The 15,383-nt window shown below is 62.5% G+C and carries 15 protein-coding genes; 5 read left to right on the forward strand and 10 right to left on the reverse strand.

The window, feature by feature from the left end:
- Nucleotides 1–483: 483 nt before the first annotated feature.
- A complete protein-coding gene (locus HU752_RS02180) occupies nucleotides 484–1,173 on the forward strand; it encodes an NYN domain-containing protein (RefSeq protein WP_186683881.1) in 690 nt (229 codons plus the stop codon).
- 65 nt (nucleotides 1,174–1,238) lie between these two features.
- Here HU752_RS02180 and HU752_RS02185 read toward each other — a convergent pair whose 3' ends face one another.
- From HU752_RS02185 to HU752_RS02220, 8 genes are all read right to left on the reverse strand, one after another.
- Nucleotides 1,239–1,454, reverse strand: coding sequence for a TOBE domain-containing protein (locus HU752_RS02185; RefSeq protein WP_186683877.1), 216 nt, complete (start codon nucleotides 1,452–1,454; stop codon nucleotides 1,239–1,241).
- A 40-nt stretch (nucleotides 1,455–1,494) separates the two neighbouring features.
- Nucleotides 1,495–2,301 carry an aliphatic sulfonates ABC transporter ATP-binding protein gene (gene ssuB, locus HU752_RS02190; RefSeq protein ID WP_186683875.1) on the reverse strand — a complete coding sequence of 269 codons (807 nt, stop codon included), beginning with the start codon at nucleotides 2,299–2,301 and terminating at the stop codon, nucleotides 1,495–1,497.
- Nucleotides 2,298–3,086 (reverse strand): aliphatic sulfonate ABC transporter permease SsuC, encoded by a 789-nt coding sequence (ssuC, locus tag HU752_RS02195; RefSeq protein ID WP_186683873.1) that lies wholly within the window; start codon nucleotides 3,084–3,086, stop codon nucleotides 2,298–2,300. The genes ssuB and ssuC overlap by 4 nt, the downstream gene beginning before the upstream one ends.
- Nucleotides 3,087–3,095: 9 nt before the next feature.
- Nucleotides 3,096–4,244, reverse strand: a complete 1,149-nt coding sequence (gene ssuD / locus HU752_RS02200) for an FMNH2-dependent alkanesulfonate monooxygenase (protein WP_186683871.1) — start codon at nucleotides 4,242–4,244, stop codon at nucleotides 3,096–3,098.
- Nucleotides 4,245–4,273: 29 nt separating this feature from the next.
- Nucleotides 4,274–5,239, reverse strand: coding sequence for a sulfonate ABC transporter substrate-binding protein (locus HU752_RS02205; RefSeq protein WP_186683869.1), 966 nt, complete (start codon nucleotides 5,237–5,239; stop codon nucleotides 4,274–4,276).
- 93 nt (nucleotides 5,240–5,332) lie between these two features.
- Complete coding sequence (gene ssuE, locus HU752_RS02210) at nucleotides 5,333–5,926, reverse strand: NADPH-dependent FMN reductase (RefSeq protein ID WP_186683867.1); 594 nt, start codon at nucleotides 5,924–5,926, stop codon at nucleotides 5,333–5,335.
- A gap of 391 nt (nucleotides 5,927–6,317) precedes the next feature.
- Nucleotides 6,318–6,956, reverse strand: a complete 639-nt coding sequence (locus HU752_RS02215) for a peroxiredoxin (RefSeq protein ID WP_017901481.1) — start codon at nucleotides 6,954–6,956, stop codon at nucleotides 6,318–6,320.
- Nucleotides 6,957–7,279: 323 nt separating this feature from the next.
- Complete coding sequence (locus HU752_RS02220; RefSeq protein WP_186683865.1) at nucleotides 7,280–8,626, reverse strand: OprD family porin; 1,347 nt, start codon at nucleotides 8,624–8,626, stop codon at nucleotides 7,280–7,282.
- A 686-nt stretch (nucleotides 8,627–9,312) separates the two neighbouring features.
- Here HU752_RS02220 and tauA point away from each other — a divergent pair.
- Genes tauA through tauD form a run of 4 tightly spaced genes read left to right on the forward strand, consistent with a single transcriptional unit; the run spans nucleotide 9,313 to nucleotide 12,841 of the window.
- Nucleotides 9,313–10,290, forward strand: a complete 978-nt coding sequence (tauA, locus tag HU752_RS02225) for a taurine ABC transporter substrate-binding protein (protein WP_186683863.1) — start codon at nucleotides 9,313–9,315, stop codon at nucleotides 10,288–10,290.
- Between the two features lie 47 nt (nucleotides 10,291–10,337).
- Nucleotides 10,338–11,132: a taurine ABC transporter ATP-binding subunit gene (gene tauB / locus HU752_RS02230; RefSeq protein ID WP_186683857.1), complete on the forward strand. Its 795-nt coding sequence runs from the start codon at nucleotides 10,338–10,340 to the stop codon at nucleotides 11,130–11,132.
- Nucleotides 11,129–11,959, forward strand: coding sequence for a taurine ABC transporter permease TauC (tauC, locus tag HU752_RS02235; RefSeq protein WP_186683856.1), 831 nt, complete (start codon nucleotides 11,129–11,131; stop codon nucleotides 11,957–11,959). The genes tauB and tauC overlap by 4 nt, the downstream gene beginning before the upstream one ends.
- A 48-nt stretch (nucleotides 11,960–12,007) precedes the next feature.
- Nucleotides 12,008–12,841 (forward strand): taurine dioxygenase, encoded by an 834-nt coding sequence (tauD, locus tag HU752_RS02240; RefSeq protein WP_186683855.1) that lies wholly within the window; start codon nucleotides 12,008–12,010, stop codon nucleotides 12,839–12,841.
- Between the two features lie 139 nt (nucleotides 12,842–12,980).
- Here the strand turns inward: tauD and HU752_RS02245 are convergent, their stop codons facing one another.
- Together HU752_RS02245 and HU752_RS02250 are read right to left on the reverse strand one after the other, a co-directional pair.
- Nucleotides 12,981–13,619, reverse strand: a complete 639-nt coding sequence (locus HU752_RS02245) for a TetR/AcrR family transcriptional regulator (RefSeq protein WP_186683854.1) — start codon at nucleotides 13,617–13,619, stop codon at nucleotides 12,981–12,983.
- Between the two features lie 176 nt (nucleotides 13,620–13,795).
- On the reverse strand, nucleotides 13,796–15,172 hold the full coding sequence (locus tag HU752_RS02250) for a glutamine synthetase family protein (protein WP_020481031.1): 1,377 nt from the start codon (nucleotides 15,170–15,172) through the stop codon (nucleotides 13,796–13,798).
- Nucleotides 15,173–15,383 lie beyond the last annotated feature (211 nt).

The raw sequence follows: 15,383 nt of genomic DNA on the forward strand, positions 1-15,383 counted from the left end.
TGGTCGAGAACCCGTCACCGTCGTGACCAAACGAGAGGTGGCGGGCGGTACGCAGGTTGGTCAACCGGGATGTCAGGCACCCGGCGCACCCGAAGGCGCCCCGCGCACAGCCCACCATGAAGCGACAGGCACAAAGACATGCCTGGAGCAGGGGTGGCGCTGGTGCGCCTGACATTGGACGGGTGACCAAACCCGGTCACTGTTTTTCAGTGACAGGTGTCAGCCTAGGTCCCGCAGATCGACAGGCGCAAGCCGAAAGGATTTTCTAGGAAACTTCAGGCGAGGGAAAGGGAATCGTCTTGCTGGTGGGTCTTAGCGCCTGCAACAAGAATGTATCCAACGGTCGTAGTGAGTTGACTTCAACGTCATCTGTGGCATTCTGAAAAAACTACTCAGCCCCGTACGCAGCGATTCAGTTCGCTGGCCGTTGGGGTGAAAAAACCGGCCTTGTGCCGGTTTTTTCGTTTCAAGGGACTGATATCTGTGCGTACAGCCTGCTTTGTTGACGGATACAACCTGTTTTACGGTCTATTGGCAGGGTCTGCGTACAAGTGGCTGGACCTGCCAAAACTACTCGCCCATATCCTGCGAACTGAGCGATCGGATAATGAGCTGACGTCTGTCGATTTTTTCACCTCGGGGGTCAAGCCTGACCTCGCCACCCGTGGCCGGGTATCCAAGGAGGCGCAGGATACTTATCTACGTGCACTGATAGAAAAGGGTGTTCAGGTACACCACGGTCGCCATCAGCTCGAATCCGGGCTTGCACCTCGATTCGTCGATAAGAAGACTCGTCCTTCAAGGTTCGATCAGGTTCCCATCTGGAAAATCGAGGAAAAGGAAACGGATGTTCATATTGCGATCAGCATGTACCGGCTTGCAGCCAAGCAGGCCTCGTTATCGGCCGACGAGCGAGTGGAGCAGATAGTGTTGGTGTCCGCCGATACGGATATGACCCCGGCACTCAGGGCGCTGCGTGAGGATTACCCGGCGTTACGGATTGGCGTAATCCTGCCGCATCGCGAAGATATCAAGCGTAATGCACCTGGCTCATTGAAGAATCATTCGAACTGGATGCGCCATACCGTGACAACAGAGGAGCTGGCTGCATGCCAACTGCCTGCCCGGGTGCCTACCCGGAAGAAACCAGCCATGAAGCCTGACTACTGGTAGATCTTTCACCCAAAAAAGAAAACCCCGGAGGGCCCAGGCCGTCCGGGGTCGCTGGGTGTCACCGCTTACAGCTTGGCGATCGACACCTCGGTGGATTTCACGAAGGCGATCACTTCGCTGCCGATCTCCAGTTCCAGTTCCTTGACCGAACGGGTGGTGATCACCGAGGTGACGATGCCGGATGCGGTCTGCACGTCGATTTCCGACAGCACGTCGCCGGTGACGATTTCCTTGATGGTGCCCTTGAACTGGTTGCGCACGTTGATGGCTTTGATGGTCATGGCGTTGATTCCTGTCTTGGATTGAGTAGGCAAGGCTTGGTTACAGCGCCCAGCGCAGTTGCGTGGGCAAGGGTGAAACGGGTTCCGGCTCGGGTGGCACGCCAGGCAGCGACAGCACCCGGTTCAGCACTTCGGTCTCCAGCGCCGCCAGGCGATGGGAACCCCGCACCCGTGGGCGCGGCAGCTCGACGTGCAGGTCGAGGCCGATCTGGCCGTCTTCGATCAGGATCACCCGATCGGCGATGGCCACGGCTTCGCTGACGTCGTGGGTCACCAGCAACACGGTGAAACCATGCTGCTGCCAAAGGCGCTCGATCAGTTGCTGCATCTCGATCCGGGTCAGGGCATCCAGCGCTCCCAGCGGTTCGTCGAGCAGCAGCAGTCGAGGTCGGTGGATCAGCGCACGGGCCAGGGCCACGCGCTGTTTCTGGCCGCCGGACAGACCCGCCGGCCATTCGTTGGCACGATCGGCCAGGCCGACCGCTTCCAGCGCCTGCAGGGCCTGCGGGCGCCAGTTGCCCTTGAGGCCAAGGCCGACGTTGTCGATGACTTTTTTCCAGGGCAGCAGGCGCGCTTCCTGGAACATCAGCCGGGTGTCTTCGCGGGCTTCGCTCAGCGGCGCGGAGCCGGCCAGCAGGTCACCACCGGTGGGCTGGTCAAGGCCGGCCAGCAGGCGCAGCAGGGTGCTCTTGCCACAGCCGCTGCGACCGACCACGGCGACGAATTGCCCGGCCGGAATGTGCAGGTCGATCTCGCGCAGCACCTGGCGCTCGCCGAAGGTTTTCTGCAGTTTGCGCGCTGCCAGCGGAATGCCTTGCAGCAGGCGTGGGGGTTGTTGGGCTGTCATGCTGCACCGCCTTTGCTCTGATAGGCCGGGTGCCAGCGCAGCCAGACCCGTTCCAGGCCCCGGGCCGCGAGGTCGGCGAGCTTGCCGAGCACCGCGTAGAGAACGATGGCCAGGACCACCACGTCGGTCTGCAGGAACTCCCGGGCGTTCATCGCCAGGTAGCCGATGCCGGAGCTGGCCGAGATGGTTTCGGCCACGATCAGGGTCAGCCACATGAAGCCGAGGGCGAAGCGCACGCCGACCAGGATCGACGGCAGCGCGCCCGGCAGGATCACCTGGCGGAACAGGCTGAAGCCGGACAGGCCGTAGCTGCGCGACATTTCCACCAGCGCCGGGTCGACGTTGCGGATGCCGTGGTAGGTGTTGAGGTAGATCGGAAACAGGGTGCCGAGGGCGACCAGGAAAATCTTCGCCGACTCGTCGATGCCGAACCACAGGATGACCAGCGGGATCAGCGCCAGGTGCGGCACGTTGCGGATCATCTGCACCGAGCTGTCGAGCAGGCGCTCGCCCCATTTCGACAGGCCGGTGATGAAGCCCAGGGCCAGGCCGATGCTGCCGCCGATGAGGAAGCCGAGGCCGGCGCGCCAACCGCTGATGGCCAGGTGGGTCCAGATGTCGCCGCTCTGTACCAGGGCGACGCCGGCCTCGACCACGGCGCTCGGCGCCGGCAGGATCCGGGTTGACAGCCAGCCGGCCGAGACCGACAGCTGCCACACCGCCAACAGCAGGATCGGTAGCGCCCAGGGCGCGAGCCGGTGGGTGATGCGGGTAAGGGTCGTCATGGCGTGGCCTCAGCTCTGGGACACGGCCTTGGGCAGGATGTCGTTGGCGACCATCTCACCGAAGGGGCTGACATAACCGGCGCTTTGCGGCCGCTGCGGCCGTTCGATTTCCAGGTGCGGGAACAGCAGCTCGGCGACCCGGTAGGACTCTTCCAGATGTGGGTAGCCGGAGAAGATGAAGGTGTCGATGCCCAGGTCCGCGTATTCCTTGACCCGTGCGGCAACGGTCGGGCCATCGCCCACCAGGGCGGTGCCGGCACCCCCGCGCACCAGACCGACGCCGGCCCACAGGTTGGGGCTGACTTCCAGCTTGTCGCGGTTGCCGCCGTGCAGCGCGGCCATGCGTTGCTGGCCGACCGAGTCGAAGCGCGCCAGGGATTTCTGGGCGCGGGCGATGGTGTCGTCGTCCAGGTGCGAGATGAGCTTTTCCGCCGCCTTCCAGGCCTCGGCATTGGTTTCACGGACGATCACATGCAGGCGGATTCCGAAGCGTACGGTGCGGCCCTGCTTGGCGGCCTTGGCCCGCACCTGCTCGATCTTCTCGGCGACGGCGGCCGGCGGCTCGCCCCAGGTCAGGACCATGTCGACCTGTTCGGCGGCGAGGTCCTGCGCGGCTTCCGACGAGCCGCCGAAGTACAGCGGCGGACGCGGTTGCTGCAGCGGTGGGTAGAGCAGCTTGGCGCCCTTCACGCTGATGTGCTGGCCGTCGTAGTCGACGGTTTCGCCTTCCAGCACCCGGCGCCAGATGCGGGTGAATTCCACCGAGGCCTGGTAGCGCTCTTCATGGTCGAGGAACAGGCCGTCGCCAGCCAGTTCATCCGGATCGCCACCGGTCACCAGGTTGAACAGCGCCCGCCCGCCGGACAGCCGGTCGAGGGTCGCGGCCTGGCGCGCCGCCACGGTCGGGGAAATGATCCCGGGGCGCAGGGCGACGAGGAATTTCAGGCGCTGGGTCACCGGGATCAGTGAGGCGGCCACCAGCCAGGAGTCTTCGCAGGAACGTCCGGTGGGGATCAGCACGCCGCCGAAACCGAGGCGATCGGCGGCCTGTGCCACCTGCTGCAGATAACCGTGGTCGACGGCGCGAGCGCCTTCGGCGGTGCCAAGGTAATGGCCGTCGCCGTGGGTAGGCAGGAACCAGAAGATGTTGAGGCTCATGGAGTTGTCTCCTAAGGAAGGCGTACGGTTCAGGGGGCGGTGGCGACGGCGGCTGGTGGTGTCCAGATCACGTCCTTGATGCTCAGCGGCTTGGGAATCAGCTTGAGCTGGTAGAAGCTGTCGGCGATTTTCTGCTGCGCGGCGACCACCTCGGGGGTGAGGAACTGCGCACCGTAGCCCTGGCGTTTCACCGAGGTCAGGGTGATGTCGGCGGGCAGGCCGAGCAGCGGGGCGACCTGGGCGGTGACTTCCTCGGGGTTGGCCTTGGACCAGTCGCCGACGGCGCGGACTTCCTCGACCAGGGCCTTGATCACCTCGGGATGTTTTTCCGCATAGGGACGGGTGGCCAGGTAGAACTGGTTGTTGTCCACCAGGCCCTTGCCGTCACGCAGGGTGCGCGCCTTGAGCTGCTGCTCGGCGGCGGCCTGGTAGGGGTCCCAGATCACCCAGGCATCGACGCTGCCACGCTCGAAGGCGGCGCGGGCGTCGGCGGGCGGCAGGTAGACGGTCTGGATGTCGCTGTACTTGAGGCCGGCGTCCTCCAGGGCGCGGACCAGCAGATAGTGCACGTTGGAGCCCTTGTTGAGGGCGACCTTCTTGCCCTTGAGTTCCTTCACCGATTGGATCGTCGAGTCCTTGGGCACCAGGATCGCCTCGCTGGTCGGTGCAGGCGGTTCGGAGGCGACGTAGAGCAGGTTGGCGCCGGCGGCCTGGGCGAACACGGGCGGGGTCTCGCCGGTCACGCCGAAATCGATCGAGCCGACGTTCAGCCCTTCGAGCAGTTGCGGGCCACCGGGGAATTCGGTCCATTGCACCTGCACGCCCTGGGCGGCGAGGCGTTTTTCCAGGCTGCCCTTGGCCTTGAGCAGGACCAGAGTGCCGTATTTCTGGTAACCGATCCGCAGGGATTCGGCCTGGGCTTGGGTGATGGCGCCGAAGGTGACCGCCGCTGCAAACAGAGCGACCAGACCACGACGCAAAATGACAGTGCGCATGGCGCTCTCCTTTTTGCAGTTGGGGTTTTGGCTGCACCTGCTTGCCCGTTGGCGGGCGAGTAAGGCCAGTACATCGATAGCGGGTGAAACGGGCTAGATGCTCCAGCGAGCACTCAGCAGACGATCATTCAGCAGGGTCGGGTCCAGGGGCTTGGGCCGCCGCGCCAGGGCGCTGTGGAACTGTTCCAGGGCTTCAGCCAGCCGCTGTTCCAGCGCCGGGGCCAGCTGCGCCTGGGCACTGCCTTCGCCGTAGGCGATCTGGCTGTCCTCGGCGAAGATGCCGTGGAGCATCTCCTGGGCCTTGAGCGCGGCGAGCACCGGCTTGAGCGCGTAGTCCACGGCGAGCATGTGGGCGATGCTGCCGCCGGTGGCCATCGGTAGTACCACCTTGTGGCTCAGGGCGCGCTCGGGCAGCAGGTCCAACAGGGTCTTCAGGGCGCCGGAAAACGAGGCCTTGTAAACCGGCGTGGCAATCACCAGGCCGTCGGCCTGCTCGATGTGCTGCAGCAGGTCGACCACCTGCGGGCTGCCGAAGCGTGCATGCAGCAGGTCTTCGGCATTGAAATCACGGACCTGGTAGCTCGCCACTTCGACGCCGTGCTGGTTGAGCCAGCGTTTGGCGTGGTCCAGCAGCACCCCGGAGCGCGATCGCTGGCTGGGGCTTCCTCCGAGTGTCACGACCAGCATGAAGGTCTTTCCTCAAACATAAGGCGGCGATTCGCGGGTTGCGATCTCGCTTGGGTTGGACAGACCTTACCAGTCATTTTATATATCCATAAATCTTATTTATTCATTTGTTTATTCTTAAATTGAATATAAGGTCGACTTTGTTCCAGGCAAAAAAATAGGCCGTCGAAACGGCCTTAAAACCCCCTGCTTTGTGAATGCCTGGAAACTGAAAACTGGCGATCCCTGTAGGAGCGTGGCTTGCCCGCGATCGGCTGCGAAGCAGTCGTAAAATCACCTCACACGGTGTTTCTGGCGAAGCGCGTTCTCAGGGCTTGCGAGTGCTTCGCACTCGATCGCGGGCAAGCCACGCTCCTACAAGGGGAGGTGCTGGCTGCCCGCCGGAAGGGCCTCAACGATTGGGTTGCGGGGTCAGGCGCAGGTACGGTTTCACCGCGCGGTAGCCCTTGGGGAAGCGCCGCTTGATCTCTTCCTCGTCCTTGAGCGATGGCACGATCACCACTTCGTCACCGTCCTGCCAGTTGGCCGGGGTGGCGACCTTGTGGTTGTCGGTCAGCTGCAGCGAGTCGATCACCCGCAGGATCTCGTGGAAGTTGCGGCCGGTGCTCGCCGGGTAGGTGATGGTCAGCCGGATCTTCTTGTTCGGGTCGATCACGAACAGAGAGCGCACGGTAAGGGTATCGCTGGCATTGGGGTGGATCAGGTCGTACAGGTCGGACACCTTGCGATCGGCATCGGCCAGGATCGGAAAGTTGACGACGGTGTGCTGGGTTTCGTTGATGTCCTCGATCCACTTGTGGTGCGAGTCCACCGGGTCCACGGACAGGGCGATGGCCTTGACGCCGCGCTGGGCGAATTCGTCCTTGAGCTTGGCGGTGAAGCCCAGCTCCGTGGTGCACACCGGGGTGAAGTCCGCCGGGTGGGAAAACAGCACGCCCCAGCTGTCGCCGAGCCACTCATGGAAACGAATCTTGCCGGCGCTGGAATCCTGTTCGAAGTCGGGGGCGATGTCGCCCAGTCTGAGGCTCATGTGCTGCTCCTTGGGTGAAGGTTCGTGGGAGTTACTCTGCCTTGAGTGTGGATAAAATAAAAAGAATAAATATCGATTTATTTAGAAGATAAGTGAATATTAAAAAGTTCTTCATTGGACGCCGCAAGCGGCCAGGCGCACTCTTGTCCACAGCTTGTGAGAGGGCTAAGGGGATGTAACTCAGTGGAGTGCCGAACGCCGTGATGTCGAGGTTTGGCGGGAGGCTGAAGCTGAAGGTAGTGCTGTATGCAAGACGTGAAGCACTCGGCCCGGCATTGCGCCGGGCCGAGTGTGGATCTTTTTACTAGACGGTCACGCGCTTCTTACAGCAGCGGGATCGAGTAGCTGACGATCAGGCGGTTTTCGTCCTGCGAACGGGTGTTCGGCAGGTCGGTACGCCACATCGCGTTTTTCCAGGCGAAGCCCAGGTTCTTGAAGGTGCCTTCCGGTACGACGTAGGCCAGGCTGATGTCGCGTTCCCACTCGCTATGGTCGCCAGTGGTGGTGTTGATATTGTCACCGTGCAGGTAGGTAACGCCTGCGGTCAGGCCAGGTACGCCGAGCTTGGCGAAGTCATAGGCGTAGCGAGCCTGCCAGGTGCGCTCGCCGGCACGGGCGAACTTCTGGATCTGCACGTCGGTGATGGTGCTGTTGGACGAACCGTCACCCTGGTTCAGCCAAGGGAAGTCACTGTCGCCCTTGGTGTACTGGTAGCCTGCACCGAAGGTGTGACCTTCAACCGAGTACAAGGCCAGGTAGCTGTACAGGTCGTTGTCGACCTTGCCCTTGACCTTGGTGGCGTTGGTAGGGTGATCCGAATACCAGCCGGAGGTGTAGTAGGCTGCGGTGTCGCCGTTGGAACCGTTGTCACGGCTGCGGTAGTAGCGCAGGTCGCTCTTCAGCACGCCAGGACCGATGGCCCAGTTGTGTACCAGGCCCAGGAAGTTCTGCGAGTAGAAGTCCTTCAGTTCGCCGTAGTAGTACGAAGCGGTCAGATCCTTGGTGATCTTGTAGTCCGCACCACCATAGTAGAACTTGTTGCTGCGACGGCCAGTCGAGGTCGGGTTGTTGGCGCCGGCAATCGACAGACCTTCGTCGTTGGTGGAGTTACGGCCTTTGGCTGCGTTGATCAGGCCACCGGTCAGAGTCAGATCTTTGATCTCGTTGGATTTCAGCTCGCCACCGGTGAAGGTTTGTGGCAGCAGGCGACCGTCGTTGGTCTTGATGACCGGGTTGTTCGGCTGCAGGGTGCCGATCTTCAGTTCGGTCTGGGAAACCTTGACCTTACCGGTCAGCCCCAGGCTTGCGAAATCAGGGACGGCACGGCTGTTCGAGCCGCTGGTGGATTCGGTCGGGAACATCGAGCTACCGTAGGAGGTAGTGGTTGCGCCATTGGTGCCGCGACCGGAGTCCAAGCGAACACCATACAGAGCGATAGCGTCTACACCGAACTGAACGGTGCCTTGGGTATAACCCGAGATGAAGCGCAAGTCGAAGCCTTGGCCCCATTCTTCAGACTTGTTTTGGCCGGTGCCATCACGGTTATCGGTATTGATGTAGAAGTTGCGCAGACCCAGAGTGGCCTTGCTGTCTTCGATGAAACCTGCGGCGCTCGCCTGCTGCGCCAGGACCCCCACGGCCACAGCCAGGGCCAGAGTGGACTTCTTCATTGGTCTTGCTCCTCTCATTTCTAATTTTTGTATTTCTGGTTGGCTCGGGATCTACGCCCCTCTGGCGCCACAGATTGCGCGATTAGCGCCGGATCGTGACTGGTAAGTCAATCATGACAAACCGTGTCTACGACTTTGGTCTAACCACTGTTGTTTGGTCCATGCAGAGTAATGACTTTGTCATAAACCCAAAAAGAATCATTTCGTCCTTTTTTAGACGATCCAGGAATATCGTGCGCTAACAAGCGCTACCGCCAGGGTTCTCTATCGACCGCTGGGCTCATTCCTGAAAAGTATTTTTCGCCTCTTTTTTAGAACTGCCGACCAACGGAAGCGTCTCCGTACGTCATCAGCGATCAAAAAGGCGACGCAATCATGGCTAAACGCTGCCACTCCCGTCAATTTATTACAGCATTTGTCCGCAGCAAGATTGCCACGCGGCTGTCATATTCCGACGTTCGGTCCAGAGCGTGACTGCCCGGACGGACCCACAACCGTAGATCATGACGCACCAGGCCGCCAGCTCGATTGTTTCAGTTCCAAGACAGCAGCCCCGGTTTTCGGGGACATGGCGGTTCACTTTCCCCTCATAAGCTAATTCTAATAAGTTATTTATTTTAAGATTCTTAGATCATTTAGTCTTCTCGACATGCCGAGTCCCGGTCACCCGTTGAGGAGCTTCTGCGATGAAACCGAATTCCCCCCTCCGCCTGCTGGCGGCACTGTCCCTGGCCGGGGCCAGCCTGTTCGCGCAGGCCGCCGATCTCACCGTGGCCTACCAGACCACCGTCGATCCGGCCAAGGTCGCCCAGGCCGACGGCACCTATGAAAAGGTCAGCCAGGCCAAGATCGACTGGCGCAAGTTCGACAATGGCGCGGACGTCATCTCGGCCATCGCCTCGGGCGACGTGCAGATCGGTTACCTCGGTTCCAGCCCGCTGACAGCGGCCATCACCCGCAAGGTGCCGGTGGAAACCTTCCTGATCGCCACCCAGATCGGCGCCGCCGAAGCCCTGGTTGCCCGCGACGGCTCCGGGATCAATTCACCGCAGGACCTGGTCGGCAAGAAAGTTGCCGTGCCGTTCGTTTCCACCGGCCACTACAGCCTGCTGGCCGCGCTGAAACACTGGAACATCGACCCGGCGAAGGTGCAGGTGCTCAACCTGGCGCCACCGGCGATCATTTCCGCCTGGAAGCGCGGCGATATCGACGCCACCTACGTCTGGGATCCGGCCCTGGGCGTGGCCAAGGAAAACGGCAAGGTGCTGATCACCTCCGGCGAACTGGCGAAATTCGGTGCGCCGACCTTCGATGCCTGGATCGTACGCAAGGACTTTGCCGAGAAGCACCCGGAGATCGTCAAGGCGTTCGCCAAAGTGACGCTTGATGCCTACGCGCAATACCGAAAAGACCCACAGGCCTGGCTGGCCGACAAAGGCAACGTCGACAAGCTGGTCAAGCTTTCCGGCGCCAAGGCGAGCGACATTCCACTGCTGCTGCAGGGCAACGTCTACCCGCTGGCGGCTGACCAGGTCACCGTCCTCGGCAAGCCAACCGCCCAGGCGATCACCGATACCGCGGCGTTCCTGAAGGAGCAGGGCAAGGTCGAGGCAGTCCTGCCGGACTATGCCCCTTACGTCAGCGCCAAGTTCATCACCAACTGATCCCGCGAGCCTGCTTGCCCAGGCCCCGGACTGAGGAGCCCATCGCCATGGCCTTGTTACAACTGGAGCGCATCAGCGCACAGTATCCCGGTGCGGCCGAGCCGGTGTTATCGGATATTTCCCTCAGCCTGGGGCCCCAGCAATTGCTGGTGGCCCTCGGGCCGTCGGGCAGCGGCAAGACATCGCTGCTGAACCTGATCGCCGGGTTCGTCGAACCCAGTGCCGGGCGCATCACCCTCGACGGCGTGCCGGTCAAGGGACCGGGTGCCGAGCGTGGCGTGGTGTTCCAGGACGATGCCCTGTTGCCCTGGCAGGATGTGCTGGCCAACGTCGGCTTCGGCCTGGAACTGGCCGGTGTGCCGCGCGAGCGGCGCGAGGCCCGGGCACGGGAAATGCTCGCGCTGGTCGACCTGGCGAACTTCGATTCGCGACGTATCTGGCAACTGTCCGGTGGCCAGAAGCAGCGCGTCGGCCTGGCCCGTGCGCTGGCGGCGGACCCTCGGGTGCTATTGATGGATGAGCCGTTCGGTGCCCTCGATGCCTTCACCCGCGAACAGATGCAGGAGCTGTTGCTGCAGGTCTGGAAGCGCACCGCCAAGCCGGTGTTCCTGATTACCCACGACATTGAAGAAGCGGTATTCCTTGCCACCGACCTGATTCTGCTGGCGCCCAACCCGGGGCGGGTGGTGGAACACCTGAAGCTGGATTTCGGCCAGCGCTACAGCGCCGGTGAGTCGGCCCGCTCGATCAAGTCCGATCCCCGTTTCATCGAAACCCGCGAGCACGTGCTGGCCCGTGTGTTCTCCCAGCGCAGTGCCGCCTCGCGGCAGGAGTTCGTATGAGCAGCTATGAATTGCCGGCGGCCACCGCCACCCCATCGAGCGCGCCGGCTGTGCGCCGCAGCCTGGGCACCCGCTGGATCAGCGTCCTGACCCTGCTGGGTCTGATCGCGTTGTGGTGGGCTGTCACCGCGTTCGGCGTGATCGAACCGCTGTTCCTGCCACCGCCCTCGGCAGTCCTGGAAAAAGGCTGGCTGCTGGCGACCAGGGGCTACATGGACGCGACCCTGTGGCAGCACCTCGCCGCCAGTCTCGGGCGGATCGGCCTGGCGCTGGGCATCGCGGTGCTGACCGCCATCCCGGTCGGCATCGCCATCGGCCACAACCGGATTGCGCGGGGCATTCTCGACCCGCTGATCGAGTTCTACCGGCCGATTCCGCCGCTGGCCTACCTGCCTTTGATCGTGATCTGGTGCGGTATCGGCGAGCTGTCGAAAGTGCTGTTGATCTACCTGGCGATCTTCGCCCCGATCGCCATTGCGACCGCCACCGGCGTGCGCACCGTCGACCCGGCCAAGCTGCGCGTGGCATTGTCGCTGGGCGCGACCCGGGCACAGTTGATTCGCCATGTGATCCTGCCCAGCGCCTTGCCCGACATCCTCACCGGTGTGCGCATCGGGCTGGGTGTCGGCTGGTCGACGCTGGTCGCTGCCGAACTGATCGCGGCCACCAGCGGCCTGGGTTTCATGGTCCAGTCGGCAGCGCAGTTCCTGGTGACCGACGTGGTGGTGCTGGGGATCCTGGTCATCGCCCTGATCGCCTTCGCCATGGAAATGGGCCTGCGCGCCCTGCAACGCAAGCTGGTGCCGTGGCACGGCCAGGCTCACTGACAGACTGATCCAGCCGAGCGCTCGGCACGTATTTGAAGAGAACCGACCATGAGCCTGACCATTACTCCCCTGAGCGCGGCCCTGGGCGCGCAGATCGACGGCATTGCCCTGGGCGAACCGCTGAACATCGAGCAGCGCGACGCCATCGAGCAGGCGCTGCTCAAGCATCAGGTGCTGTTCTTCCGCAACCAGCCGTTGAACCCGCAGCAGCAGGCGGCGTTCGCGGCGAATTTTGGCGACCTGCATATCCACCCGATCTACCCGAACGTACCGGAACAGCCGCAGGTGCTGGTCCTCGATACGGCCGTCACCGACGTGCGCGACAACGCGATCTGGCACACCGACGTGACCTTCCTGCCGACCCCGGCGCTTGGCGCCGTGCTGGCGGCCAAGCAGTTGCCAGCCTTTGGCGGCGACACCCTGTGGGCCAGCGGGATCGCGGCGTTCGAGGCGCTGTCGGCACCGTTGCAGCAATTGCTGGATGGGCTGACGGCGACGCACAACTTCATCAAGTCGTTTCCTGTCGAGCGTTTCGGCAGCACGCCCGAAGACCTGGCGCGCTGGGAGGAAACCCGCAGGAGCAACCCGCCGCTGTCTCATCCGGTGATTCGCACGCACCCGGTGAGCGGGCGCAAGGCGCTGTTCGTCAACGAGGGTTTCACCACCCGGATCAATGAGCTGGAGGAAGCGGAGAGCGAGGCGATTCTCAAGCTGCTGTTCGCCCACGCGACGCGCCCCGAGTTCACCATTCGCTGGCGCTGGCAGGAGAACGACGTGGCCTTCTGGGACAACCGCGTGACCCAGCATTACGCGGTGGATGACTATCGGCCGAACCGGCGGGTGATGCACCGGGCGACCATCCTCGGCGACGCGCCGTTCTAGCACTTCTCGGGTGGGCAGGCTGCATTGCCGTGGGAGCAGGATTTACCGATGCGTCGGACCGCCGCGAAGAACGATGACGCGCTAGTCCTGCACAACCGCGTCGCCTGGTTCGCGGATAAATCCGGCTCCCACAAATCGTTCAGAGCGGGGTATCGCGCTTGGGCAGGTACGGCGGCAGGTACAGGCCCAGGTAGGCGTCGAACACCCGCATGCCTTCCTCGGCCATGCGCGGCGTGATCTGGTCGTGCAACTGCATCGACCGCGCGTAGACCCGGTCACCCAGCTCCATCGCCAGCGCGAACACATCGACCTCCGTCGGCAGCGTCGGCAGTTCGAAGTGGCGGATGAACAGCTTGTGCATCAGGTCGCCCAGCTCGATGTCGTGCTGGCGGTCGGCCTGGGTCACTTCGGTCAGGCCGTGCTGGGCGAGAATCAACTGCCGCGCTGCGGCGTCTTCGCTGTAGATCACCAGCATGCGCTGTTCCACCAGGCGTGACAGGTCGCGCCAGCTGCCGAGGCTGGCGTGGTCGATCGGTGCCTGCAGGCAGGCGCGGAACGCCGCGTGGACATCGGCGGTGAGCGCTTCGAGCAGGGCCGGGACGCTGGCGAAGAAGTGATACACCGACGACGGCGGGATCTGTGCGCGTTCGGCCACGCTGTAGATCGACAGGTTGGCCACGCCCTCGGCGGCCAGCAGGGTGCGTGCGGCATCGAGGATCGAGTCGATCCGCGCTTGGCTGCGTGCACGGGGTTTGCGGGCGGTGGAGGGGCGGGGCATGGTGTTCTCCGACAGGGGCTGCGGAGATTGTACGCGAGGACGGTTCGGCGGTGTCTTGTGGCGAGCGGGCTTGTCGGGGTGTCAGCCACCGCGAAGAAGGCGCCTCGATGTTCCTGCCAAAAAAAACGCCGCGGGCCCAGGGCCGGCGGCGTTCTTCCTTCTATTACCGCAACCGCTTACACGGTATGCAGGTACCAGTTGTACTCAAGGTCCGAGATGGAGTGTTCGAACTCCTCCAACTCACTCTCCTTGCAGGCGACGAAGATATCGATGTACTTCGGATCGATGTACCTGGCCATGATCTCGCTGTCGTCCAGCTCGCGCAGGGCATCGCGCAGGTTGTTCGGCAGGCTCTGCTCGTTCTGCTCGTAGCTGTTGCCCTCGGTCGGTGCCGGTGGCTCGACCTTGTTGGTCAGGCCGTGGTGCACGCCAGCCAGGACCGAAGCCATCAGCAGGTACGGGTTGGCATCGGCGCCGGCCACGCGGTGCTCCAGGCGTACGGCATCCGGCGAGCCGGTCGGTACGCGCAGGGCCACGGTGCGGTTGTCCAGGCCCCAGCTCGGCGAGTTCGGTACGTAGAACTGCGCACCGAAACGGCGGTAGGAGTTGACGTTGGGGCAGAGGAAGGCCATCTGCGCGGGCAGGGTCTCGAGCACACCGCCGATCGCGTGACGCAGCGCGGCGTTCTGCTCGGGATCCTCGCTGGCAAAGATATTCTTGCCGTCTTTGTCGAGTACCGAGATGTGGACATGCAGGCCGTTGCCCGCCTGGCCCGGGTAGGGCTTGGCCATGAAGGTGGTGTCCATCTCATGGTCGTAGGCGATGTTCTTGATCAGGCGCTTGAGCAGGACCGCGTAGTCGCAGGCCTTGATCGGGTCGGCCACGTGGTGCAGGTTGACTTCGAACTGTGCCGGGGCGCTCTCCTTGACGATGGCGTCGGCGGGAATCCCTTGCTCCTTGGCACCTTCGAGGATGTCCTGGAGGCAGTCGACGTATTCGTCGAGATCGTCGATCAGGTAGACCTGGGTCGAGTGCGGGCGTTTGCCGGAGATCGGGGAGCGGGGCGGTTGTGGGCGGCCATTCACGTTCTCCTGGTCGATCAGGTAGAACTCGAGTTCGAAGGCGGCGCAGATGGTCAGACCGAGGTCGTCAAACTTGCTTACAACTTGGCGGAGCACTTCACGGGGGTCGGCGAAGAATGGCTCGCCTTCCAGTTCGTGCATGGTCATCAACAGTTGCGCGGTGGGGCGTTTTTGCCAGGGTTCGTTGCTCAGGGTGCCGGGGATGGGATAACAGATCCGGTCGGCGTCGCCGATGTCCAATCCCAGGCCGGTGCTTTCCACCGTAGAGCCGTTGATATCCAGGGCAAAAAGTGAGGCCGGCAGGTTGATGCCTTTCTCGTAAACCTTGTGGAGGCTGGTGCGTTCGATGCGCTTGCCTCGCACCACACCATTCATATCCGCAATCAGAAGGTCAACGTACAGAACCTCAGGATGTTCCTTAAGGAACACGTTCGCTTCGTTAAGCTGAACGGCACGCGGGGGTACCGACATGATGCAACACCTTTGTTGTTAAAAATATCAATCATTGATCTTTTCTGGTTTCAGTCAACCCGAACGGCATGCCGAAGTCAAGCGAGGCAATTTTTGCCCTGAAAAAGCGCTCGAGTGGCTTTTTTGGGGCATTTTGGGGCGGTTTTTTCCCCGAGAACCGCTTGGGCACCGCAGGCTTGAGCGGGCCGTGTTGTATTTTTTACGGGGGTGT

It is taken from the genome of Pseudomonas vanderleydeniana (genome assembly GCF_014268755.2).
Lineage (GTDB): Bacteria > Pseudomonadota > Gammaproteobacteria > Pseudomonadales > Pseudomonadaceae > Aquipseudomonas > Aquipseudomonas vanderleydeniana.

Bases quoted from the DNA above. Each gene is read 5' to 3' on its own strand.
- HU752_RS02185 (WP_186683877.1), bottom strand. From the start codon at position 1,454: ATGACCATCAAAGCCATCAACGTGCGCAACCAGTTCAAGGGCACCATC.
- ssuB (WP_186683875.1), bottom strand. From the start codon at position 2,301: ATGACAGCCCAACAACCCCCACGCCTGCTGCAAGGCATTCCGCTGGCA.
- ssuC (WP_186683873.1), bottom strand. From the start codon at position 3,086: ATGACGACCCTTACCCGCATCACCCACCGGCTCGCGCCCTGGGCGCTA.
- ssuD (WP_186683871.1), bottom strand. From the start codon at position 4,244: ATGAGCCTCAACATCTTCTGGTTCCTGCCTACCCACGGCGACGGCCAT.
- HU752_RS02205 (WP_186683869.1), bottom strand. From the start codon at position 5,239: ATGCGCACTGTCATTTTGCGTCGTGGTCTGGTCGCTCTGTTTGCAGCG.
- ssuE (WP_186683867.1), bottom strand. From the start codon at position 5,926: ATGCTGGTCGTGACACTCGGAGGAAGCCCCAGCCAGCGATCGCGCTCC.
- HU752_RS02215 (WP_017901481.1), bottom strand. From the start codon at position 6,956: ATGAGCCTCAGACTGGGCGACATCGCCCCCGACTTCGAACAGGATTCC.
- HU752_RS02220 (WP_186683865.1), bottom strand. From the start codon at position 8,626: ATGAAGAAGTCCACTCTGGCCCTGGCTGTGGCCGTGGGGGTCCTGGCG.
- tauA (WP_186683863.1), top strand. From the start codon at position 9,313: ATGAAACCGAATTCCCCCCTCCGCCTGCTGGCGGCACTGTCCCTGGCC.
- tauB (WP_186683857.1), top strand. From the start codon at position 10,338: ATGGCCTTGTTACAACTGGAGCGCATCAGCGCACAGTATCCCGGTGCG.
- tauC (WP_186683856.1), top strand. From the start codon at position 11,129: ATGAGCAGCTATGAATTGCCGGCGGCCACCGCCACCCCATCGAGCGCG.
- tauD (WP_186683855.1), top strand. From the start codon at position 12,008: ATGAGCCTGACCATTACTCCCCTGAGCGCGGCCCTGGGCGCGCAGATC.
- HU752_RS02245 (WP_186683854.1), bottom strand. From the start codon at position 13,619: ATGCCCCGCCCCTCCACCGCCCGCAAACCCCGTGCACGCAGCCAAGCG.
- HU752_RS02250 (WP_020481031.1), bottom strand. From the start codon at position 15,172: ATGTCGGTACCCCCGCGTGCCGTTCAGCTTAACGAAGCGAACGTGTTC.